This is a genomic window from Mycolicibacterium aubagnense (assembly GCF_010730955.1).
GTDB classification, from domain to species: Bacteria; Actinomycetota; Actinomycetes; order Mycobacteriales; family Mycobacteriaceae; genus Mycobacterium; species Mycobacterium aubagnense.
The window spans coordinates 3802734-3828839 of record NZ_AP022577.1 but is presented as its reverse complement, the minus strand read 5'-3'; the positions used below and the strand labels follow the sequence as shown (position 1 = coordinate 3828839).

Below are 26106 nucleotides of genomic sequence, written 5' to 3'. Positions count from 1 at the left end.
ATCAACTCGGCTCCGGGGCGACGGCCGATTCCGAATCGGGCAGCTGACCGGCCAGGTACTCGGCGAGCTCTCCGATGGTCGGGTAGTCGAATACCGCGGTCGCGTTGATGGAGAACTTGCCGCCGAATTGACTGTGCAGCCGGTTGCGAAGCTCGACCGCCATCAACGAGTCGGTGCCCAGGTCCAGGAACCGGCTGGTGGTGGCCGGCGGCTGCGCCAGTCGCAGGAAGTTCTGCACCTCGCGCTGGAGGAACTCTGCGACGAAACCGGTCCGCTGCGGCACCGGAATCTCCATCAGCTGCTTGAGCAATTCGCTGTCGCTGACAGCATCCGAAGCGGGGCTCGGCAGCACCAGCTCCAGGATGGGCGGGCGCGAGCTGCCCAGCACCTTCGCGGCACGCTGCCAATTGGCCTTGACGACGGCAGCCTGACCGGTTCCGTTGGCGATGGCCTCCGCCAGCGCGCCGAGTGCTGCCGATGGGTCCATCGGTATCAGTCCCTGCGCGCTGATGTTGGACGCCGCAGCCGCCGACGCGGCCATGCCGCCCCGCGCCCACGGGCCGAAGTTGACTCCGGTGGCCGGCAGCCCCTGTGCCCTGCGGTGGGCGACCAGGCCGTCGAGCAGCGCATTGGCGGTCGCGTAGTTGGCCTGGCCCGGTGGGCCGAACAGCGCCGACACCGACGAGGACACGATGAAGACGTCCAGTTCGTCGTTCTTGGTCAGCCGGTGGAGGTGGTAAGCACCGTATGCCTTGGGCGCCAACGTCATCCGGAACTTTTCGAGTTCCTGCTGACCGAGCAGCGCGTCATCGAGCACGCCGGCCAGATGCACCACACCAGCCAATGGCGTCACCTCCGCCCGGATGCGCTCCAGTAGGGCCTGCACCTCCGGCTCCTCCCCGACATCGGCGGTGAAGACATGGATACGGCACTTGTACCGCTCGGTGATGTCGTCGATCGCCCTTTGTTTTTCGGCATCGGGCGCGTGCCGACTGGCCAGCACGATGTCCCCGGCGCCGAGCCCCGCCAGATACGACGCCGTGTGCAGACCGATCGCACCCAGGCCGCCGGTGATCAGATAGCTCCGGTCGGGCCGCGGTTGCAACGGGTTGGGCATCTGCAGCACGATCTTGCCGGTGTGCCGGGCCTGCTGCATGCGCCGGAACGCTGTCCTCGCCTCGGTGAGCGGGTATATCTCGGCCGGCAGTGGCGTCCACTGGCCCGGCGAGCGCTTGCTCCAAGAGTCGTCCGCTGCAGTCAAGCCCTGTGACACCTCGGTGAGCAGATCACGAATGCGTTCGGGTTCGGTGAGCATCACGGTGTCCAGCGCGACGATCTCGTAGGCGACGTCGGGACGCGCCGCGGCCATCTGCTCGGGAGTCCAGATATCACGCTTGGCGATCTCGGCGAAGCGGCCGCCCTTGGCGGTGGCCCGGAGCGTCGCCTCGATGAAGCCCTCGTTGGTCAGACTGTTGAGCACGACGTCCACGCCCGCACCGCCGGTATCCGCCACGATCTGATCGGCGAAATCGGTTGTGCGCGAGTCATAGACGTGCTGCACACCCAGCTTGCGCAGCGTCGCACGCTTGAACGTGCTCGCGGTGGCGAACACTTCGGCACCGAGCTGCTGAGCCATCTGGATGGCCGCCAGTCCCACGCCACCGCTGGCGGCGTGGATCAGCACCTTGTCGCCCGGCTTCAGCCGGGCCCAGTCGAACGACAGCCGGACCGTGAGTGCCGCGGCGGGGATCGTCGCGGCTTCCACCGCGCTCACCCCGCCCGGTATGGGCGCCAGGAAGTGGGCCGGCACGTTGAATCGGCTGCTGAACGCACCCTGCATCGAGCCGTAGACCCGCTGCCCCACGTCGACTCCCGTGACGTCCGCGCCCAAGGCCGTGACGACGCCGGCGAAGTCGCCGCCGATCGGGCCCGGATCACCGGGATACAGACCCAGCACATTGAGCACATCGCGGAAGTTGAGACCCGCGGCCTCCACCCGGACCTGCACGTAGCCGGCCTCCGGTGCGAGCACCTCTTTTTCGGTCAGTCGCAGGTTGTCGATCGCACCGCGCTCGCTGGGCGCCAACTCGTAGTCGGTGGCATGCGGCACCGTGAGATGGCCGCTGCGGGCCCGCGGCAACAACCGTGAAGCCAACAGCTTGCCTTGCCGCACAGCAAGTTCGGGCTCGTCGACTGGTGCAGCCAACAACCTGACCACGGCCGCGGCGGCTTCGGGCGATCCGTCGACGTCGATGAGCTTGGCGCGCAGCGCGGGCTCCTCGTTGATCACGGTGCGTCCGAGCCCCCACAACGCCGCCTGCACCGGGTCGACCGGTTCGCCCGACTCGGCCGCCACGGCCCGCTCGGTGACGATCCAGAGGCCGTTCGGGAGGGTCACGCCGCCGCCCTGCACCGTGTGCACCGCACTGAGCAGGTTGGCGATCTCCGTTTCGAGCCGCGCCGCGGCCTCGGCGGTCGGCTCGTCAGCGCTTTCCGCATTACTGCGCCAGACCACGCCGGAGAATCCGACGCCGCGCTCGTGCGCCGTCGCCAGCACCTGGCCGAGGAGCTCCGGATCGGTGTCCCGATCGAACGGGACGCAGCCGGGCATCTCGGCGGCAAGTTCGCCGAACCCCGCGACCAGCCAGGTGCCGCTCAGACCCGCCGGAGCGTCAGCCGGTGGCGGCGGCACCTCATGCCAGCCCACTGTGTAGAGCAGCCGGGCCGCGTCACCGCCCAGTCCGCGCAGCAACGCCTCCCGAGGCGCGCGTTTGACCGTGAACTCGCTGATCCCGCCCAGGCGTCGGCCATCCCGATCGACGAAATCGAGATCGAAGACCTGGGTTTCGCTGTCGAGTGCGCCGGCATGCCACCGCGCTCGGCAATAGAAACGCCGCGGCATCTTCTCCTTGAGCTCCACCTGCCCGTACCGCAACGGCAGGAACAGATCGCTCATGCCCTGTTCGGCGGCCAGGAGTGCCGGGAACGCCGGAAACGCAACGCCGGTGCACAAGTCCAGCAGCACCGGATGCATCGGCTCCGCTCCCAGTTGTTCGGCGAGTTCTTCACCGACGAGAATGTCGCCGATCGCCTCGCCGTCACCGAGCCAAAGCGATTTGAGGGACGTGGACCAGGTGGGCCCCCAGGCCAGTTCCAGGTCTGCGAAGGTGTCGATCAGATCCTGCGGACGCAGCCGCTCCAGTCGCTCGACGGTTTCGCCGAGATCCGGATCGGAGACCGATTCGGTCTCGGCGCCACTGACTACGGTGCCGTCGGCGTTCAGCGACCATTCGGCACCGCGTTCGCCATAGGGGCGGCTGTGGACCTGGAAGCTCCATCGGCCATCTTCCGCGGAAGGATGCAGGGTGAGTTGCACTTCGCGAGAACTCTTGTCCGGCAGGATGATCGGCTCGTAGAAGAAGACGTCTTTCACCCGGGCCGGTGCGCCGACGGCGGCCAGCGCCATCGCGGCGTAGGTCGCTCCCGGGACCACAACGGTGCCGTAGATGACGTGATCGGAAAGCCAGGGCTGCGATTTGACCCCCAGCCTACTGACGTAAACAGTGTCTCCGGAAGCGAGTTCCTTTGCGCTGCCGAGGATTCCGGATGTCGGACCGCCTACCCCTTCGTGGGTCAGGCCGGATGTCTTGGGCCAGAAGCGCCGACGCTGGAACGGATAGGTGGGCAGTTCGAGCCGGCGACCGGCGTGGCGGTACACCGCGGCGAAATCGGGACTGAGGCCGCTGACGTACGCCGAGGCCAGGGCGGTGGCGATCTGGCGCCGGTCACTCACACCCTTTCTCATCGAGGCGATGGCCCGTGGCGCGCTCAGGTGTTCCGGCCAGACCTGCATGGCCGCGGCGGTCAATATGGGTTGCGGGCCGATCTCCATCAGCACAGTGCATCCCAGTGCCGCCGCAGTGCGCACACTGTCCGCGAATTGCACCGGCTGGCGGGAGTGCCGCCGCCAGTACCGAGCGTCGATAGGCGTTTCGGCGGTGAGCACGGCGGCGGTGCGGTTGCAGATCAGCGGCAAAGTCGGGGCGGCAAATCGCAACTGTGCTGCGTACGACTCGAATTCATCGAGCACCGGCTCCAGCAGTTCCGAGTGGAAGGCGTGGCTGGTCTCCAGCGGGGTGCAGCGGATTGCCTCGGCGTTGAACCGGTCGACCAGCTGCTCCACCTCCGCACCAGGACCCGACAGCACGGTGTTGGGACCGTTGTATGCCGCCACCGAGACCCGCGGGAACTCACCGGCGACGGCCTCGACGTGAGCGGGGTCGGCGAATACCGCGACCATTCGCCCGCCCTCGGGCAAGCTGCCGAACAGTCGGCCACGTTCGGCCATCAGCCGTGCGCCGTCCTCGAGGCTGAACACGCCGGCCACGCAGGCCGCCGCGTACTGGCCCACGCTGTGTCCCAGGACCACGTCGGGCGCCAGGCCCCACGACTGCCACAGCCGGGCCAGGCCCATCTCCACGGCGAACAACGCCGGCTGCGCATACGACGTGTGCCGGAGCGTGTCCGAGGTCTGGCGGTCGGTGTCGAACAGTACCTCCAGCAACGGCCGCGGCAGCATGTCGCCGACAGCCTCCGCACACCGTGTCACGGTTTCGGCGAAAACCGGCTCGGCGTCGAACAATTCACGCGCCATCCCCGGATACTGGCTGCCCTGCCCGGTGAACAACCACGCCGTCGTTGGCCGGTTGATGTGCTCACCCCGGACCACGCCGGGCCGTAGCCGGTTCTCCGCCAACGCCGCCAGGCCCTCGCGCGCGCTCGCGACCGAATCCACGACGAGCGCGGCGCGATGTTCGAAGTGCGTCCGGCCCGTTCCGGCGGTGCGGCACAGGTCGGCCAGGCTGGTGTCGGGGTGGTCGCGCAGCCAGGCCTCATAGCGTTGCGCCACCGCCGCGAGTGCTTCCGGCGACCGCGCGGAAAGCGCCAGCACGTCGGAGGGCTGTTCGTGCGTGTCCGTGCTCTCCGGTACACCGCTGTCCGGCACGTCACCCACGGGGCCGGCCGGCTGTCGTGGCGCCTCTTCGACCAGCACATGCGCGTTGGTACCGGTGAAGCCGAACGAACTCACGCCGGCCCGCCGCGGCCTGCCGTTGCCCTGCCAGGGAACCGCCTTGTCGACGACCCGCACGGGTAGCGAGTCCCACGGGATGTGCGGCGACGGGTTGTCGAAGTGCAGGCTCTGCGGCAGCAAGCCATTTTGGAGCGACAGCACCACCTTGATCAGACCTGCTGCGCCGGAGGCAGATTCGGTGTGGCCAATGTTGGACTTCACCGAACCGATGAGCAGCGGCCGGTCCGCCTGGCGCGCGCCGCCGTAGGCCGCCGCTGCGGCCTGCACCTCGATCGGATCACCCAGTGGAGTGCCGGTGCCATGTGCCTCGAGGTAGTCGATATCGCGGCCGGCCAACCCGGCCCGAGCCAGTGCTGCCCCGATGAGCCGTTGCTGCGCACCACCATTGGGCACCGTCAAGCCGCTGGATGCACCGTCCTGGTTCACCGCGCTACTCGGAATGACCGCGCAGACCTGGTCGCCATCACGTACCGCATCACTCAGCCGCTTGAGCACCAGGATGCCGCAGCCTTCACTGCGGACGTAACCATCGGCCGAGGCGTCGAAGGTCTTGCAGCGCCCGACGGGGGACAGCATCCTGGCCCGGGATGCGGCAACCAATGATACCGGGCTCAACAAGACGTTCACGCCTCCGGCGAGGGCGAGATCGCAGTCGCCGCCGCGCAATGCCTGGCAGGCCTGATGGACAGCCACCAATGCCGAGCTGCACGCGGTATCGACCGCTACTGCCGGCCCTTCGAGTCCGAGTGCGAACGCGACCCGACCGGAGATCGCATTGAGCGCGTTGCCAGTGATGAAGTGCGGTTCGATTTTGTCGATCGGCTCGGCGGACAGCAGGTGCGCATACTCATTGGCCGCCACCCCCATGAAGACGCCGGTTCGGCTGCCGCGCAAGGAGGCCGGCGAATACCCCGCGCGTTCCAACCCTTCCCACGCCGTTTCCAGCGTCAGACGCTGTTGCGGCTCGATCCACACGGCCTCACGCGGGGAGATGCCGAAGAATTCCGGATCGAATCGGTCGATGCCGTCCAGGAATCCGCCGAAGCGCGTGTAGGTCTTACCCGGAGTCTCCGGGTCCGGGTCGTAGTACTCGTCGATGTCGAATCGGTCCTCCGGAACTTCCCGGATTGCGTCCACGCCGCCGGACAACACCTCCCAGAATGCTTCCGGGTCGGGTGCACCGGGGAAACGGCATGACACGGCCACGATCGCAATCGGTTCGTCCGTGGGGGTCGTCGTTGACGTCCGTTTCGGTGCCGATGGCCCCTCGCCGAGCCCGAGTACCTCGTCGCCGAGTAGATAGTCCGCCGCGTCTGACAGCCGCGGGTGGTCCATCACCAGGGTGACGGGTACCTCCTGGCCCACCGCCTGTTCGATGCGGCGCCGCAGCTCGACGGCCATCAGCGAATCCATGCCGAGGTCGAAGAACCCGGCATCCTCGCGAATCTCCGAGGCATCCAGCCGCGTCACCTCTGCCACCGCGTCACGCAGGTGGTCGGTCACCAGTCTCTTGCGCTGCTGCACAGGAGCATTCATGAGCCGCTCGATGAACAGCGTCTGCCCGGACTGCGTCGGTGGCGGTGCCGCAACAGTCACTTCGGCTGCCGTTGCCTTCGTTTCCGAGGCGACTTCTCGCTCCAACTCCGCCAGGAACCCCCGCCTGCCCGACAGTTGGTAGAGCGGCAGGAAACGGGCCCAGTCGATACGGGCCACCACACCCTGCGCCGACGCGGCCGACATGACGTCGGCCAGACCCGCGAGGGCATCAGCGGACGACAACGTTTTGATCCCTCGTTCGTCCAGTCGCGCACGGGATTCCGCATCGGCCATGCCCGCCGCGTGCGCCTTTCCGTCCACTCCGTCATCGTTCCCGCCCGCCACCCAAGGGCCGAAGTTCACACTCATTCCTTGGATGCCCCGCTCGCGTAGGCGCCAGGACAACCCGTCGAGGAACGCGTTCGCCGCGCCGTAGGAGGTCTGACCGAATCCGCCCCAGACCGACGCGATCGACGAGGTGCTGACGAAGAAGTCCAGCTTCAGGCCGGCCGCCGCTTCGCTCAAATGCCAAGCACCCCAAACCTTCCCGGCGAAGACGCGATCGGTTTCCGCATCGTCCAATTGGCTCAGCACCGTGGTGCCGATCTCGCCCGCGGCGTGGATGATGCCGGCCAGCGGCGGGAGTTCGGCCTGCACGGCGATCAGCAGACGTGCAACGGCATGCGCATCCGCGACATCGGCGGTGATAACCCGAATTTCGCAGCTGTGCCGCTCGCTCAGTGCGTCGATGCGCTGTTGGGTGTCAGCGCTGGGGAGTCGTCGGCTGGTCAACACCAGATGCCGGGCGCCGCTGGCGGCCATATACCCGGCGATCTCCAGGCCTATCGATCCGAGCCCACCGCTGACCAGATACGTTGCGTCAGAACGTAGTTCCAGCGGCGTGACGCTCGCCTGACCGGTGCGCCGCACCAGCCGGGGGAGATAGACCGAGTGATCACGCAGCGCGATCTGATCCTCCCGAACGGCCGAGTCACGTGGCGGCGCCGTCAGCCAATCGATCAACTGCTCCCACTCGCCGGCGGTCCCCTGCGCCAGATCCACCAGTCCACCCCAGAGTCGGGGATACTCCAGCGCGGCGGCACGGCCGAATCCCCACAGGCAACCCTGATCCGGTGACACGGTGTCCGCGTCGGTGACTCGTTGCGCGCCGCGGGTGACCAGCCAGATGGGCGATCGCAGTTCGGCGGCCGCCGCGGCGCGGAAGAGCCGACGGGTCCCGCCCAGAACCCGGTGTTGCATCCGCAGCACCGACGACGTCGAGGTTGCGCGCTCCGCGTCGAGGGCCGCGGCATGCAGGATGCGCAACCCCGGTTCGTCTGCCCCGGCGGCACGCAATACGTCTTCGAGACGGTCCGCCTCCGCGTCGGACATCGGCAACCCGACAATCCGGTACCGGTGCCCGCCCGCAGTCAGCGCATCGACCAATGGCTGGAGCAACTCGGCATCGTCACCGATGAGCAGCCAGGCGGATCCGCCGCCGCCTTGGCGCCCCGCCGCGACTTTCTCCCAGCGAATCTCGTAGCGGGTGTCCGCATCGGACCTCGCCCTACGGTGGCGGCTCGGCCCGGCCGCCGGATCACGGAACCAGTACTGGCGGCGTTCGAAGGGATAGGTGGGCAGGTCGAGCCTGCTCGCCGGTCCCCGACCGGCTGCGCCGAAGTTGGGCAGGTGCCCGGCGACGTAGGAATCGGCGAGGGCTTCGGTGATCTGGCGGTGATCGGCAGTGTTTCGACGCAACGACGCGATCGGCTGCGGTGACGTGGCCGGGTCCGGCCACGCCCGCAGGGCCGCGGCGGTGAGCAACGGTTGCGGGCCCACCTCGAGCAGGACTTTGCAATTGAGGTCGGCAAGGGTGCGCACGCTCTTGGCGAATTCGACCGGTTGGCGGGCATGACGCTGCCAGTAGGCGCCATCGAGTTTCCCGCTACTGCCGAGCGCGGCGCCGGTGCGGTTGCAAACCAGAATGCGTTGTGGCGGGCGGAAATTGAACTGGTCGACATACGAACCGAACTCGTCCAGGACCGGGTCCAGCAACGCCGAGTGGAATGCGTGGCTGGTGTCCAGCCAATCACACCGCACGCCATCGGCCGCCAATGCGGCGACCGCCCGGTCCAGATCCTCTCCAGGTCCCGACAGCACGGTGTTTGCACCGTTGTAGGCGGCCACCGACAGGCTCGGGTATTCGTCGGTGAGGCTCTCGACGCGCTCGGCGGCGGCGAACACCGCGGCCATCCGCCCGCCCGCAGGCAAACTGCCGAACAGGCGCCCGCGCTCCGCGGTCAGCCGCGCTCCGTCCTCGATGCTGAACACACCCGCCACGCAGGCCGCCGCATATTGGCCGACGCTGTGGCCAAGCACCACATCGGGTTCCAAACCCCACGACTGCCAGAGCCGGGCCAGTCCCATCTCGACGGCGAAGATCGCCGGCTGGGCATAGCTGGTCTGCCGCAGCGTCTCCTCGGCACCGGGGCCGTTATCGAAAATGACGTCCAGCAAGGGCTTTTCGAGTACATCGGCTACGGCAACCGCGCATTGGTCCATGGTTTCGGCGAAGACCGGCTCGGTCTCATAGAGCTCCTTGGCCATGCCGGCGTACTGGCTGCCCTGTCCGGGGAACAACCACGCCGTCTTCGGCTTGCGATCGGAGACTCCACGCCTCAGGCCGGGCGCCGGCCGGTCATCCGCGAGCGCACCGAGCAGCTCGACGGCCGACTCGGTCGAATTGACCACCAACGCAGCGCGGTGCTCGAAGTGTGCTCGGCCCGCCCCGGCGGTGAGGCACACATCTTTGAGGTCGGCCTCCGGATGCGTGCTCAACCAGCTGCGGTAGTGATCGGCGAGCTGCACCAGTGCGGCAGGCGTGCGGGCGGAAAGCGGCAGCAGGCTGAATTTGGGAGGCGCCCCGGCGCCGACATCAGACTTGGGAGGCGCCCCGGCGGTAGCCGGCTCCGCGGGCTGGGCCGTGGTTGCTTCTTCGATGATGACGTGCGCGTTGGTCCCTGCGAACCCGAATGAGCTGACGCCGGCGATACGTGGGCGTCCGTTGCGCTCCCAGGCGGTGGCCTCCTTGACAACCCGCACCGGAAGCTCGTCCCACGGAATGTGCGGCGACGGGTTCTCGAAGTGCAGGTGCTGCGGCAGCAATTCGTGTTCGAGCGAGAGGATGACCTTGATGACACCGGCGATTCCGGCCGCTGCTTCCAGATGTCCGATGTTCGTCTTGACCGAACCGATCAGCAGCGGCTCATCGGGATCGCGGCCGTCGCCGAACACCGCCCCCGCGGCCTGGACCTCGATCGGATCCCCCAGCGAGGTACCGGTGCCATGTGCTTCCAGGTATCCGACGTCGCCGGGTTCGAGGTTTGCGCGTTTCAGCGCCGCGGCGATAACCCGTTGCTGGGCAATACCGTTCGGCACCGTCAAGCCCCCCGATGCGCCGTCCTGGTTGATCGCGCTGCCGCGGATCACGGCCCGAATCCGGTCACCGTCGGCAATCGCGTCCTCGAGCCGTTTGATGACGATGACGCCGCAACCCTCGCCGCGCGCATAGCCGTCCGCGGCCGCATCGAAAGTCTTGCACCGGCCGTCGGGCGCCAGCATGCGCGCGCTGGAGAACGTGATCATGGTCGCCGGAGTGAGCAGCACGTTCGCGCCGCCGGCCAGCGCGAGGTCACACTCCCCCAGGCGGAGCGCTTGGCATGCCTGGTGAATTGCCACCAGCGAGGAGCTGCACGCCGTGTCGACGGCGACCGCGGGACCCTGCAGCCCCAGCCGATGGCTGATCCGGCCTGCTGCCGCGGCGTTCGAAGTCCCGATGCCCAAATAGGCCTCGACCTCGTCGTAATTCAGCTCGCTGAATGCCATACCCAGAAAGTCGTGGGTGGACAAGCCGACGAATACGCCGGTGCTGGTGTTGGCCAAGGATGTCGGCGCGGTGCCCGAATGCTCCACCGCCCGCCACGCCGTCTCCAGCAGCAGTCGATGCTGCGGGTCCAGCAACCTGACCTCGCGCGCCGACATGCCGAAGAACGGTGCATCGAAGCCCGCGACGTCGTCGACCAGACCGGCCCGACGGGTTACGACCTTTCCGGGCGCACCCGGCTCCGGGTCGAAGAACTGATCGACGTCCCATCGGTCGTCGGGTACCTCCGAAACCGCATCCCGGCCTTCGCACAGCATCTGCCAGAATTCGTCGGTGTCCGCGGCGCCCGGAAACCGGGCCGCGTAGCCGACGATGGCGAAACCTGACGTCAACTCCGCCGGACCGGATACCTTGGGGTTCTTGTCGGCGGGTTCGGCCGGCCCGGGTTCGGGACGCTGACTTTCCGGGATTTGTTGTCCCACATAGTCGGCAAGCGCGGCGGCGGTTCGGTAATCGAAGATCAGCGTGGACGGCAGCGTGAGGCCGGTGGCCGTTTTGAGACGGTTGCGCAGTTCGACGGCGGTCAGCGAGTCGAAGCCGAAGGTCTGGAATTCAGCCTCGGGGTCGACGTCCTGCGCGGAAGGCAGGCCGAGCACCTCAGCTGCCTGCAAACACACCAGTCCCACCAGTAGTTCGTGTTGTTCGCCGGCTGTCAGCCCGCTGAGCCGTTGCGCCAGTGCCGATTTCGACTGGGCAGCATCACCGGAGCTCTCGATTCGGCGGCGTTGCGGGCGGCGCGCGAGCCCACTGAACAGGGCCGGTAAACCGTCGCTCTGGGCCAGGGCATCCAGCGCGGCGCGGTCCAGGCGGGTGGCAACCATCATGGGGTGATCAATCGCGAGCGCGGCGTCGAGCAGCTCCAGCGCCTGCCCCGGACTCATCGGGGCCAGCCCACTGCGGCTCATCCGGGCCCGGTCACGGTTGCTCAGATGCGCGGTCATGCCGCTGGCCTGTTCCCACAATCCCCACGCCAGCGATATCCCGGGAAGCCCTGCGGCCTGCCGGTGCGCGGCCAACCCGTCGAGGAACGCGTTCGCCGCCGAATAGTTCCCCTGCCCGGGTGCGCCCACCGTGGCCGCGATCGAGGAGCACAGCGCGAACAACGCCAGATCGAGATCACGGGTGGCCTCGTGCAGGTTCCACGCGGCGTCCACCTTGGCGCGCAACACCGTATCGACCCGATCCGGCGTCAATGACGTGATCGCTCCGTCGTCGAGCACACCGGCGGCGTGAATCACCCCGCGCACCGGCGGATACTCCCGCGACAGCTGGGCGAACAACGCCGTGACCGCATCGCGATCGGCCACATCGCAGGCCGCCACCTGTACCCTGGCGCCGGCCTCGGTCAACTCGGCCGCCAACTCGGCGGCGCCCTCGGCCTGATCGCCCCGACGGCTGGCCAACACCAGATGACGCACGCCGTACGCGCTGACCAGGTGGCGGGCCAGCACAGCGCCGACCATCCCGGTGGCTCCGGTGATCAACACCGTGCCGCCTGCCAGTCCATCGGCGAGCGCAGTGGGCATCGTCAAGACCACTTTGCCGATATGACGGGCCTGGCTCATGAATCGGAGGGCCGCCGGCGCGCAACGCACGTCCCAGGTGGTGACCGGGAGCCGATGCAACACCTGGGCGTCGAAGAGTTCGCGTACCTCGACCAACATCTCCTGCATGCGCGCCGGGCCCGCGTCCGACAGATCAAACGCCTGATAGATCACACCGGGATAGGCGGCGGCGATCTCCTGCGCATCACGGATATCGGTCTTGCCCATCTCGAGGAAGCGACCACCGCGCACCAGTAGGCGAAGCGATGCATCAACGAAACCACCAGTCAGTGCGTTGAGGACGACATCAACGCCCCTGCCGCCGGTGGCTGCCAGGAACTTGTCCTCGAAGTCCAACGTCCGGGAATCACCGATACGGTCGTCGTCAAACCCCATGGCGCGCAGCGTGTCCCATTTGCCGCGGCTGGCGGTGACGAATACTTCGACACCCCAGTGGCGGGCCAACTGCACCGCCGCCATGCCCACGCCACCGGTCCCGGCGTGGACGAGCAGCGATTCCCCGGGACGGATCCCGCCCAGATCGGCCAATCCGTACAGAGCCGTCAAGAACACCAACGGCACCGCGGCGGCGTCGGTCAGCGACCAGCCCTGCGGCGTCCGGGTGATGAGTTCCTGGGGCACCACGGTCAGCGGTCCCGCGCCGCCCAGCAATCCCATCACCGGGTCGCCGACGGCGACACTGGTCACTTCGGGACCGGTCTCGAGCACCACCCCGGCGCCTTCGGCACCCAGCGGCGGGACCTCGCCGGGATACATGCCCAACGCGACCACCACGTCGCGGAAGTTGACGCCCACGGCGGACACCCCCACCCGCACCTGCCCCGGCTGCAGCGGCGCTTGCACGTCCGGGCAGGGCCGCAACCCCAGATCCTCCAACGTCCCGCCGCCGCCGGCGGCCAACCGCCACGCCGGCTCCCCCGCCGGCAGCGGCAGCAGCGGCGGTGCCGGGGAGAGCCGGGCGGCATGAATCATGTTGCCGCGCACCAACAGTTGGGATTCACCGGCGGCGGCAAGCATCGCCACGTCTACCGCGCTGCCGGCGTCGGTGTCGACCAGCACGATCCGGCCGCCACTCTCATTCTGCGCGGACCGGACCATGCCCCATACCGCGGCTGCGGCCAGGTCGGTGACGTCCTCGCCCGGCAAAGCGACAGCACCGTGGGTCAACACCACCAGCGTGGCCGCGCGGTCGCGGCCGAGCCAGGACTGCAACACCTCTAGGGCGGCGTGGGTCGCCGCATAGACCGAGCCCACCACATCCACGTCCGCACCGGCAGATGCGCACTCCCACACCACGACACCGGCATCACCGGTCTTTGCGCCGCCGACGTTCACGTCTTGCCAGGTGACCACCGTCGGCGGGTTGGTCGCATCAATATCATTGTGGCTCAACGATATCGGTGACCACATCACGTCCAGTGGCCCCTGATCGGGTGCACCGCGGCTCGCGGCAAGAGCAGCGCCGAGCTGCTCGGCGCTCACCGGTCGCGTCACCAATGCGCCCACCGTCAAAACCGGCAATCCCTCGGTATCAGCCACGTCGATCGAGATCGCGTCTGGTCCCACCGACGTCAGCCGGGCTCGCACGCGTCCGGCGCCCGCGGCGTGCAACGACACGCCCCGCCAGCAGAAGGGCAGCCGGGTCTCACTGGTCTCGATGGCCAGCCCCAGGGCATGCAGCACTGCATCCAGCACCGCGGGATGCATCCCGACCCCGTCGACCGCCACCCCGGCACCGGTAGGAGCAGCCACCTCGACGAAAATCTCCGACTCGCGCCGCCAGATGGACACCAACCCTTGAAACGCCGGGCCGTAGGCGTAACCGCGGTCCGCCAATTGCGCATAGCCGTCCGAGATGTCGACGCTCTCCGCGCCCGGCGGTGGCCACACCGACCAGTCCACCGAGGCATCCGCAGCGTCGACCCCGAGCTTGCCCTCGGCGTTGAGCGACCAGTCCTCGGATTGATCTTCTCGGGAGTACACCGTCACCGACCGGTGCCCGGACTCGTCGGCCTGCCCGACGACCACCTGCACCTGCACGCCCACACCCGGCTGTATCACCAGCGGCGCCGCCAGCACCAACTCATCGATGACTCCGCAACCCACTTCATCACCGGCGCGGATCGCCAACTCCACAAATCCCGTCCCTGGGAACAGCACCGCCCCGCCGATCACGTGATCGGCCAGCCACGGCTGATCAGCCAGCGACAACCGGCCAGTCAGGACCACCCCGCCGAGATCGGGCCGCTGGACCACCGCACCCAGCAGGGCATGCTCAGTCCCGCCCAGACCCAGACCGGCCACATCGGTAGGCCCGTCCGCACCCCTGTCCCAGAACCGGCGCCGCTGAAACGCATACGTCGGCAACTCGACCCGCCGCCCACCCGAGCCGGCGAAAACCGCCGACCAGTCGACCGGCACGCCGGTGGTGAACAACTGACCCAGCGCCCCCAGCACGGAGGCCGCCTCCGGGCGGTTCTTGGCCAGCGTCGGGACCACCACTGCCTCGGCCGGGGCCACCGACTGCTCGATGGCGCTCGTCAGACCACTGCCGGGACCGACCTCGATGAAATGCGTCGCCCCCGCCGCCTGCAGATGACGCACGCTGTCGGCAAAGCGAACCGGCCGGCGGACATGCTCGACCCAATACTGCGACGACCCGAAGTTGCTTTCGGCGCTTGCCAATTCACCCGTCACGTTCGACACCAACCCGATTCGCGGCGCGCGCGCGTGAACCCGGGCCGCAACCGCCGAGAACTCCTCGAGCATCGGCTCCATCAACGGCGAATGAAACGCGTGCGAGACGGCCAGGCGGTGCACCCGCCGGCCCTGCTCGGCAAACCGATCGGCGATCGCGCTCGCGGTTGCCTGGTCACCAGAGATCACCACTGATTTGGGCGCATTGATCGCCGCGATGCCGACGCCCTCGTCCAGCAATGGCATGACTTCTTCTTCGGTAGCAGCCACCGCCACCATCGCTCCACCCGCAGGCAACGCTTGCATCAACCGGCCCCGCGCGGCTATCAGCATTGCCGCGTCGGCCAACGTCAACACACCGGCGACATATGACGCCGCGAACTCCCCGACCGAGTGGCCCATCACGAAGTCCGGCTGCACACCCGAGCGCAGCATCACCTCGAACAGCGCCACCTCAAGCGCGAACAGTGCAGGCTGGGCAAACTCAGTGGAGTCAAGCAGTTCCGAATCGGCACCCCAGATGACCTCGCGCAGTGGCAATCGCAGGTGCTTGTCCAGCTCATCGGCCACCGCATCGAATGCCTCGGCAAACACGGGTAACTGTCCGTACAGTTCCCGGCCCATCCCGAGCTGCTGCGAGCCCTGCCCGGGGAACACCACGACCGTCTTGCCCACCGGCCCCGCTTGCCCGACCACCACGCCCGTGCTCGCGGCACCGCCGGCCAGCGCCGCGAGCCCCGTCAGCAACGCCGGTCGGTCCGCACCCACCACCACAGCCCGATGCTCGAACACCGACCGGCCCGCCAGGGAGTACCCCACATCGACCGGATCCAGCGCCGGGTCGGCCTCGACACGGGCCAGCAGTCGGCCCGCCTGAGCCGTCAGCGCCTCCGCCGAGCGAGCCGAAATAACCCATGGCACTGCAGGCAATTCCGTTGTAGCCCCGGCAATTTCACTCGCATCGAGCACTGCCTGCTCGGGAGCTTGTTCGATGATCACGTGCGCGTTGGTGCCGCTGATCCCGAACGACGACACGCCCGCCCGGCGTGGACGCCCATGGAGCGGCCAGTCCCGCGCCTCGGTCAACACCGACACCGCGCCGCTTTCCCAATTCACGCGCGGGGAAGGCTCATCCACATGCAACGTCGCCGGCATCATGCCATGACGCATCGCCTGCACCATCTTGATCACCCCGGCCACCCCCGCCGCGGCCTGGGTGTGACCCATATTGGACTTGACGGAGCCCAGCCACAGCGGCTGGCCCGCCGGACGGTCCTGTCCATACGTGGCCAACAATGCCTGCGCCTCAATGGGATCGCCCAGCGTGGTGGCGGTCCCGTGACCCTCCACCACATCCACGTCGGCTGCGGTCAACCTCGCATTGGCCAACGCCGCCCGAATGACCCGCTGCTGAGCCAGCCCGTTGGGCGCGGTCAGCCCATTGGAGGCGCCATCCTGATTGATCGCACTGCCCCGCACCACCGCGAGCACCGAATGCCCCCGCCGCCGCGCATCCGACAACCGCTCGAGCACCAGTACCCCGGCACCCTCACCCCAGCCGGTTCCGTCGGCCGCCCGGGCAAACGCCTTGCAACGCCCGTCAGCAGCCAGCCCACGCTGCCGACTGAACCCGATGAAGATCGAGGGCTCCCCCAGCACCGTCACCCCGCCGGCCAACGCCAGTTCACACTCGCCCGCTCGCAACGACGCGATGGCCGAATGGATCGCCACCAGCGACGACGAGCACGCCGTATCCAACGACACCGCCGGACCCTCCAGCCCCAGCACATAGGCAACCCGCCCCGAAGCCACGCTCACCGTCGTGCCGGTCAACCCGTAGCCCTGTAGGGCCCCTTGATGTTTGCCGCCGTAACTCGCCGCGAAGATCCCGGTGAAGACTCCGGTCTGCGACCCCCGCAACGACAACGGGTCGATCCCCGCGTGTTCCAGGGCCTCCCACGAAACCTCCAGCATCAACCGCTGCTGGGGATCCATCGCCAACACCTCGCCGGGAGCGATGCCGAAAAACCCGGCGTCAAAACCACTCGCGTCCGCCAAGAACGCGCCCTTGCGGGTGTAGGTCTTGCCCTCCGCGTCGGGATCGGGATCGTAGATACCCTCCACGTCCCAACCGCGATCGGTCGGGAAGTCCGTCACCAGATCCCGCCCCGCCGAAACGACCTCCCACAGGTCTTCCGCAGAGTTCACCCCGCCCGGAAAGCGGCAGCCGATCCCCACCACCGCCACCGGCTCAGTCGCGCGTTGCTCGTGTTCGCGCAGCCGCGTGCGCGCCTCGTCGAGCTCGATAACCGTCTTCTTCAGATAGCGGAGGAGCTTGTCACGCTCGGTGTCGCTGCCCTCAACTTGTGTGGTCACAATCGGTCGCCTTCTTCTTTCATGGCTCGCCGAACTCGGAATCGATCAGCCGGAAAATCTCGTCGGGAGTCGCGGCCGCCTTGATCCGCGCGCTCAGCCCGTCCTCGCCGGCAGTGATGCCGTCGAGCAGGGCACGCAACCGATCGGCAACCCGCCGCTTGTCGTCGGGCCCGATGTTCGACACCTGGTCTTCGAGCCTCGTGAGCTCCCCATCGATCACCGCAAGGCTGTCAGCGCCGGTATGCGCCGGGGCGGACGACTCCGGCCGTCGGTCCGATCCGGGCAGCGCAGCCTCCACGTACTGCGCCAGCGCTGAGATCGTGCCGCAATCCCACCCGATCGTCTCGGGCAGTCGCAGTCCCGTCAGCGCAGCCACTCGATTGCCCAGTTCGACCGTCATCTGCGAGTCGAAACCCAGCTCGGAGAAGGCCAGATCCCGATCCACCGACCGGGGGTCTGGCTCGGCCAACAGCTTCGCGGCCTCCGCGCATACCGCGTCTGCCACCAGCCGGTGCCGTTCCTCCTGCAACAAGGCCAACCGCTCCTTGAGCGTGACTTCGCCGACGTCGCCGTCCGCCGGGTTAGGGTGCCCGGTCGCCGAGCAACCCGCCTGCGCGGCCGCGTCGAGGTGGGGCTCGGTCAACTGGGGCTCGGTCATCGGGAGGTCCCAAATCGGTTTCGTCGGACTCTCCATGCGAAGCACGCGCCGCAGCAGTTTCCCGTTCGGGGTTCGGGGGAGTCGCTCGACGATCGCGAATCTGTGCGGCACCTTGAATGCCGAGAGCGCGTTGAGCAATCGCTTGTGAATGTCGCGCACAGTCAGTTCGTCGATGACGACGTCGGCCGCCGGGACCAGAAATGCCTGCAACGTCGATGCGCCCGTGGACTCTTTCACGGCGACAACGGCAGCTGTAGCCACCGCGTCGTCTTCCATGACGAGCCGTTCGATCTCCCGCGGATCGACGTTGACCCCGCCGACGATCTCGGTATCGTCCGCGCGGCACTGGTAGGTAACCCACCCCTGGTCATCTATGGCCACCCGATCCCGCGTCTCGAGCCAACCGTCGCTTTCGGCAACCGGTTCAGAACGATTCCAATAGCCTGGCGCGATCGATGGTCCGCTAACCCACAGGTCCCCCTCGATCCCGGTGGCAGCTGTCGTGCCATCCGGCCCCACGACACGAATCTCATAGGGCGCTAGGACTTTTCCCAGCGTTCCCGGGCGCCATTCGTCGACGGTATTCGACACGAACGTCTGTCCGACCTCGGTAGATCCGATTCCGTCGAGAATCGGGATGCCGCCGAAGAATCTCGTGACCCGTTCGGCGAGACCGATCTCCATGGCCTCCCCCGCCGTCACCACACAGCGAAGCGAACGGAACGAATCGGAAGCGCAGGTATCGACCACCCTGGCAAAGAAACTGGGCACCCCGTAGAGCACCGATGGTTCGAATCGGGCGCTCAGAATGGCGGCCCGCTCCGGGCTGATCGGCACGGGATCGATGACCGCGGAACCACCGGTCGCCAGTGGAAACCAGACCGAATTCCCCAGGCCGTACGCAAAATACATCCGCGCGCTGGACAGCCCGGTGTCGCGGCGCGTGAGCCGTAACGCCTTCCCGCACATGCCCTCGACAAAAGTCAGTGGGTCTGCGTGACGGTGGAGCGCGGCTTTCGGCGCACCCGTGGTGCCGGACGTGTACGTCGCGTAGGCGAGATCGTCACTGCTGAGCGGTATGTAGTCACCCGGACCGACTCGCGCTGCCTCGGACACCAGCTCTGCGACGTCCGCAACGACCGAAGGTTGGAATCGATCGCACAGAGGACCGGATGTGACGACAAGCGCCGGCTCCGTGTCGCGTTCCTGAAACGCGTGGTCATCCCGGTTGAGATCGGGGTTAACCAGGAATGCCAGGATCCCGCGCGCCAGACATGCCAGCAGTAGCTGCACCAGCTCCGGCGAATCCGGAAGACACAACAGGACGCGATCTTCGCGGGAAAGACCCCGGCTTCTGAGCACTTCGCCGAGGCGCACGGCGCCGTCGTGGACTTGGCCGTGAGTCACCACCTCGGGCGCATAGTAGGCGGGCTTGTCGTACCAGCCCGCTTCCGACGCCCGCCGGGCGAGTAGTTCCGCCAGGTTTCCATTCACCACGACCAGATCCCATTCACCGTTTTCAGCTCTCCGCCGGACCCCGCGAGACGACATGGTCCGTACAAATAAATTCAGCGAATTCGGCCATTGAAGAATGTCCTCATGCCAATTCGCTAGCTTTTCGAAACGTCGAATTCAGGACCCGAAACTCTTCGAATACCGTGCGGAGGATGTATTCGGTGATAACAATGACCGGTTGTCCTCCGCAGATGATGCGATACCGGCGGGCGACGGTCTCCACTCGCGAATTCCGATATCCATCGAGCGCGGGCCAACTCGGTAATTTTCCGGCCCAGACCTTGGCCTCTTCTTTGTAGGTCTCGATGCAGCTGCCGGCCATGATCTCCCCAATAGGACGGTCCGTCTCCATCAGGCTTGTCATGATCTCGCTGGGTAACAAATCCATGGCTACCAACGATTTCGCAGCTACGAATGCGTCCCCGGAAGTCCGGCCCTTGAGCAAGATGTCGCGCTCGAGAACACGGCCGCTCGCTAAGCCATGACACTCTGCCATTCTCGGCGCGACGTTGTGAATTTGCTGTCTGATGATCTCTACAGCGATCTCTTCATTGGCCAGAACGTTCAGAATCCGCGTGAGGGTGCCATTGGTCGCCATAAGTATCTGAAGGTCGCGATTGAGCTTTCGAATTTCTGCTACCGCGAGTTCGGGTTCGTGGTCAAGGTCTGCCGTCATGTATGAATATCCCATAGGGTGAATTCGTGGTTTAGGTAACGCTTTTTCGAAAATGACGCCGAACGTCACAGTCCGTAGGCTGAATATACCCAGCACGTCGTCGTCGGTGCCGGAGGGGCAACCAGATCGTCACTCCGGAATAACATGCTATTCACTCGTGACATCGGCGCTACAGATCAGGCCGCGACTCTTTGAGAATTGGCTTGGCCGGGCGCGTGGTTCGGAGGGCCCGGTGGTCGGCTGATTGGGACACAGCGCAGCGACTCCTCGCGTGACGTGGTTCGAAGACGTTGCCTTGAACGTATGGCACGACGAAGCAAAACACGACGCGGGCTCGCCGCGAGACGAATCAGGGAATTCCCTGTCTTTTGGCCGTCGATCGGCAGCTTCAGCAGCGTGTCACCACCGGCGCACCCCGGAGCGCGCCCGGCCGACCCCTAGTGCGCGCTCGGCCCGTGGCTCAGCACGTAGTTGATGCCCGACATCAACTGCGAGGCCGGGTCGGCAGCACCACCGAAGGCGGCCTGCGTGGCCGGGGCGGTGGCGGCGGCGGGGTCATAGCCGTTGACGGGATCGACCGTGATCGGCGCGGTCGCCGGGTCGTCATTGCGCGAATATCCCGCATCCACCATGGGTTTCATCACGGCGTCAAGGTGATTCATGTCCGCTTCGGACATGCCGAGGTACTTGAACGGCACGACGAGCGGCAGGTGCTGCTCGGGGATCATGTACGTCGTGGTCGTCGCACCGCGGGAGTTGACGGTCTTGACGATGTTCTGCGGCGGCACGTTCTTCGGGTTGGTGAACGCCACCGCGGTGTGGCCCGTGGCCAGGCCGACGACCGCGTTCAGCAGCGCCATGAGGTTGTCCGGGCGGTCGGGCCAGTCGGCGATGCTGTCGTATGCGGAGATGAATTGGTAAGTGTTGTACTGACTGTCGACCACCGGCGGCATCCGGAAGTCGAGCGCCGGGACCGTGCTGCCCACCGGGAAGTTCTGCCGCAGGAAGCTCTCGGTCCACGGGTTGATCGCGAGCGGGTCACCGTAGGTCGCGAATGACAGCTCGTTGGGCGCCGGCGCGGCCGGGTCATAGGCCAGCCGGTCCTGCACGGCGTGCAGGACCATCGCGCCTTCGGACAGGCCGATCACGGTGCCCGGGCCGCCGTCACGGACCCGGCGCAGGACGTTGTCCTGTCCGATGTCGACGGACTCGCCGATGCTCGGGCCGTTCAAGCCGATTTCCGGCATCTTCTCGTGCAGTTCCTCGATGCCCGGGATGCCACCGAGCACGTGGCCCTGCACCTGGCCGGCGGGGTAGTCGACGATCTCGCGCTTGAGGCCGGGGAACCAGTCGGCGCCGGTACGACGGATGTATTCGTCGTAGGGAATGCCCATGACGTGCGCGCCGCCGAGGGCGTAGCCGCGGCCGGGCGTACCGATCGGTGGGATGGCCGGGACAATCGTGTCGCCGGACCCGGAACCGGCCGACGGCTCGTCGGCCGTCGCAACCCAATCCGCGAGCGGCCCGCCGGCACCGACGGTCAACAGCGTGGTGGCGATAGCCATCGAGCGGGCAAGTAGCTTGTTCATGCGTTGCTCCCCTGCGTTTTCGGTCGTGACGGCCACCAGTTCGCTTCTCCGACAAGCGTGGCCATGGCGGGCACGGTGATGGTCCGTACCAGGAAGGTGTCCAGCAGAATGCCGGCGCCGATGACGAATCCACCCTGGATCACCGTGCCGATGCTGGAGAACAACAGACCCCACATGGAGGCCGCGAAGATCAGCCCGGCCGCGGTGATGACACCGCCGGTCGATGACAGCGTCCGAATGATGCCGTACCGCATGCCATGTGGCGACTCGTCACGCATTCGCGAGACGAACAGCATGTTGTAGTCGGCACCCACGGCGACCAGCACCACGAAGGCCAGTGGTGGCACCGTCCAGTGCAGCGGCTGGTGGAATAGGTACTGGAACACCACAACCCCGATGCCGAGCGCCGCGAAGTACGAAAGCACCACGGAGCCAACCAGGTACAGCGGCGCGATGAGCGACCGCAGCAGCAGCATCAGGATCAGCAGCACCACGACGATGGTGACGATGATGATGAACCGGATGTCGTTCTGGTAGTAGTCGCGAGTGTCCTTGAGCGCCACCGGATATCCGCCCATGGACACCGTCGCATCGGACAGCGACGTGTTGGGCTGCGCGCCGCGGGCAGTGTCACGGATGGTGTTGACCTGATCCATCGCGGCGGCGCTGAATGGGTCGAGCTTGGTGAGCACCAGGTACCGCACCGAGTGTCCGTCGGGCGAGATGAACATCTTGGACGCCGACTTGAAGGCCTCGAGCTTCAGCACTTCCGGCGGGATGTTGAATCCGGCCTGGGTCGGGCCGCCCGCGTTCTGTTTCATCGACAGCAGGAACGCCCCGGCCTGGTCGAGGCCCGAACGCATCAGCTTGATCTGGTCGACGATCTCGTCGACCCCGTTGGCGACCTCCCGGCTGCCGCTCGCCGAACGATCGGCGCCCTGGCGCAATTTGGTCAGGTTGGCCTGCGCGCCGGCGGGGCTGTCAATCCCCAGGCTGCGCATCACCTTGGTCAGGTTGGTCATCGCGCCCTGCAGTTGCTGCACCGACGCGTTGAGGGTCTGCCGGTCCTGCATGGACTGCAACTGCCCGGCGAGCTTGTTGATCTCGTCGATGGTGCCGTCCTGGCGTGCTTCTTCGAGGCGCTGGAAGTGACCGCGGGTTTCGGCGCACGACAGGTCGAGATCGCATACCGCGTTGTTCTGCAGCGCCGCGAGCACCGGGCCCACCCAGCCGAACATGTCTTTGGCCGCCGTGTAATTCAGGCCGAGGGTGTTGCCCAGCTTGCTGACGCTGTTGATCAGCTTGGCCGCAGTTTCGACGTTCTGTACCAGCTTCTCGCCGCCGTACTGGCTGCGCATGGCGGTGAAGGCGTCGAGCGTCGTCTGCAGGCTGCCGGCGATCTGGGTGACCTGGCCGCGCACGTCGCTGAGGTTGGTCGCGAGGGTGTCGGCCCCCTTGGTCAGCCGGTTGATGTCGCCCGCCCGCTCGCCGATCATGTTGGCGCCGTCGGTCAGCCGGTCGCCGACCAGGCCCGCCTGGAAGGTGGCCCGGAACTCCGGCGGCACCTCGCCGAGCGGACGGGTGATACCGCTGACCATGGCGACGTCCGGCAGCTGGCTGATGCGCGACGCCATCTGCTCCAGATCGGCAAGGGCCTGCGGCGAACGGAGGTCGCGCGGCGACTGCACCAGGACGTACGACGGGACGGACTGGTTGATATTGAAGTGGTTTTCCAGCGCGGCGTACCCGACGGAGCTCGGGGCCGACGCGGCCACGGCCTTGCGGTCGTCGTAATTGAACTTCGCGAAGCTGGCGGCGCTGGCCAGCAGGATCAGCACCAGCAGGCTGGCCACCAGGTGCAGTCGCGGCCGGCGGACGATGCGCGCACCGGACCGTCGCCACAGCTGCGCGGTGAGTTCGTGCCGCGGTGTGATCCACCCGCGCGGGCCGACGAGGGTCAGGATGGCGGGCAGCAGCGTCACGGCGGCGAGGAAGGCCACCAGGATCCCGATGGCCGATGACACACCGACAGTGGAGAAGACGCCCATCTTGGCGAAGCTGATGCCGAGGAAGGTGACACCGACGGTCGCCGCTGATGCGGTGATGACCTTGCCGACGGAGGTCAGTGCCTTGCGGACGGCGTCGGTCGAGTCGGTGCCCTGCCGCACATAGTCGTGGTAGCGGCTGATCAGGAACACCGCGTAGTCCGTGCCCGCGCCGAAGATCATGGCGCTCAGCAGGATGATCGCCTGGTTAGAGACCCCCAGGCCGGTGAGCTGGGACAGCCCGGCGACGAGGGCCTGCGCGATCACCAGGGACATGCCGATGCCGGCGAGCGGCAGCAGCATGGTGACGGGGTTGCGGTAGACGACGAGCAGGACCAGGAGCACGAGGACCGCGATGGCGATCTCGATGGGCATCCGGTCCTTCTCCCCCGCGACGGTGAGGTCGGCGACGGTGGCGGCCGGCCCGGCGAGGTGAATCTTCAGCGGGCTGCCCGCGGTGCTGTGCTTGACGATGTCCGCGACGCGGTTGTAGGCGGCGTAGGACTGCGGCGTGCCCAGCGCACCGGCCAGGCCGACCGGCAGCACCCAGGCCTTCTTGTCCTTGCTGGTCAGAAAGTTGCGCAGCGGTGGGGTGCTGATGAAGTCCTGCAGCATGACGACGTCGTGCGGGTCGTCGCGCAGCGCGTCCACCAGTTTGCGGTAGGTGCCTTCGTCGGCGCGCTCGAGCCCGCGGTCGTTGATGAGGACGACGAGCAGCAGGTCGTCGGTGCCAGGTTCTTTGAACGCCTCGGTCATGTGCCGGGCCGCGACGCTCGACGGAGAATCGGCGGGGAGCATGGCCAGGGGATGCTTCTGGGCCATCTCACCCAGGCTGGGCACGGCCAGCGGTAGGACCACAGCGAGCGTGATCCACAGGCCGATCACCACCCAGGGCCACCGCACCACAAAATCGGTCAGCCGTCGCAAGTCAGGTCACCAATTCCCGCCGTCTGCGATCCGCGTGCAGACCGACTTCATCGCCTCCAGGTACCGGGTCACGGACTTCTTGGCGATGGGGTTGTCCGGATACATGACCTCCATGACCGTGCCGCCTTCGTAGCGGAACACATAGATGGTCAGCTGGTAGGAGTACCGGCCGTCGGAGTAGATGCCGATGTTGTTGGCGTACCCCATCTCGGTGGCCGCGAGGATGGTGTTGAGCGGCGCCGCGCCACCGTGCAGGAAATTCGACACCGGGAAGTTGGGCCGCGGCCAATCCAGCCAAGGCGCGAGTTCCAGCACGCGGTAGTACGGCACCCGCGCCATGTTCAGGTTGCCGTCGAACGACTCCTGCGCCGCCCAGGCGGCTTCGTTGAAAGTCGCGGCGGCGATGGGCACCGTGATGGGCACCAGGCCGGTGAACCAGCCCTGCGTCATGAAGTTGTCCGACGTACGCCGGGTGTCACGCGGAGTGAGCCCGTAATACGTTGCGGCACCGGTCAATTCGTGTTCGACCTGAGCCATGCAGGCGAACAGGCCACCGACGAATCGGGCGCCGGCCGCGTCACAGGCAGCCTCGAATCGCGCCGTCTGGTCCGGGTCCAGCAGCGATTCGCCGACCATGTCACCGACCGACGGCTCCATGGCGTTCCCCAGCGGCAGCGGGAACTCCGGCATGGTGTTGTTGTTGTTCTCAGCAAACTCTATCCAGGCCTGAACCTCGGGCGAGTCGACGGTCAGCGCCGAGGTGCGCTCGTGCTCCTGGACGCACCATTCGTCGAAGCTGCCGGCGTCGGGCAGAGCAAACGCTGAGCCCCCTGTTGTCAATGCTGTGTACCGGCCATGAGCCTCCAGCATGGTGATGCCGATCAGCGCGGCGTCCCCATGGACATGATCGATGGCGGCATAGAAGTTGAAGCAGTCTTCGCTCTGCACGATGCCGAAGGAGAAGCAGCCCCACTCCAGCGGCGTCGGGATGTCCACGACATGCTTGCGGACGTCTTCGATCGCCAACTCACCATGGTGGACGGGCTCGAATTCGAGGTCCTCGGGATCGGTGATCGTATGGCGAAGGATCTCGAACGTGCCATTTCCCGCCGCGCCGCTCGCCCCGGTGGGGGTGTACTCGAACCAGCTGCGGTAGGTGTCGTGCCTGCGCAGGTAGGAGTTGAGCGCCTCGTTCATGGCCGCGATATCGCACTGACCCGGCACTTCGCACGTCGCGATGATCTGGCGGGAGTATTCGAGGCCCGAGCCGGTGCGCTCGACGACACCCCGGATGTGCTGGCCCTGCATGTAGCTGACCGGAACCGGACTCACAGGCGCCTGCCGGGCCATGTCACGAGCCGCCTCGGTGGGATGCCAAGAAGTCAGGACCCCTGGGCTCGGCGTCCAATCATCGATCTTTCCGATCGTGATCTTCCCGATGCGCAATGACTTTCCTCCCAGGTTTGGACACAGTGAGGTCCGGCAAC

6 protein-coding genes are annotated in these 26106 nt (G+C 66.8%); all 6 read right to left on the bottom strand.

Annotated features, from left to right (window positions below):
• Position 1 precedes the first annotated feature (1 nt).
• The 6 genes from G6N59_RS31895 to G6N59_RS18255 all read right to left on the bottom strand — a co-directional run bounded on the left by G6N59_RS31895 (position 2) and on the right by G6N59_RS18255 (position 26065).
• Positions 2–17209, bottom strand: coding sequence for an SDR family NAD(P)-dependent oxidoreductase (locus G6N59_RS31895; RefSeq protein ID WP_407665716.1), 17208 nt, complete (start codon positions 17207–17209; stop codon positions 2–4).
• 19 nt (positions 17210–17228) lie between these two features.
• On the bottom strand, positions 17229–19364 hold the full coding sequence (locus G6N59_RS18275; RefSeq protein ID WP_138228230.1) for a p-hydroxybenzoic acid--AMP ligase FadD22: 2136 nt from the start codon (positions 19362–19364) through the stop codon (positions 17229–17231).
• A gap of 100 nt (positions 19365–19464) precedes the next feature.
• Positions 19465–20058, bottom strand: coding sequence for a chorismate--pyruvate lyase family protein (locus G6N59_RS18270; protein ID WP_138228290.1), 594 nt, complete (start codon positions 20056–20058; stop codon positions 19465–19467).
• A 437-nt stretch (positions 20059–20495) separates the two neighbouring features.
• Positions 20496–21647: an acyltransferase PE gene (pe, locus tag G6N59_RS18265; RefSeq protein WP_138228229.1), complete on the bottom strand. Its 1152-nt coding sequence runs from the start codon at positions 21645–21647 to the stop codon at positions 20496–20498.
• Positions 21644–24619, bottom strand: a complete 2976-nt coding sequence (locus G6N59_RS18260) for an MMPL/RND family transporter (RefSeq protein WP_138228228.1) — start codon at positions 24617–24619, stop codon at positions 21644–21646. The genes pe and G6N59_RS18260 overlap by 4 nt, the downstream gene beginning before the upstream one ends.
• A gap of 6 nt (positions 24620–24625) precedes the next feature.
• Positions 24626–26065: a condensation domain-containing protein gene (locus tag G6N59_RS18255; RefSeq protein ID WP_138228227.1), complete on the bottom strand. Its 1440-nt coding sequence runs from the start codon at positions 26063–26065 to the stop codon at positions 24626–24628.
• Between the last annotated feature and the right edge of the window lie 41 nt (positions 26066–26106).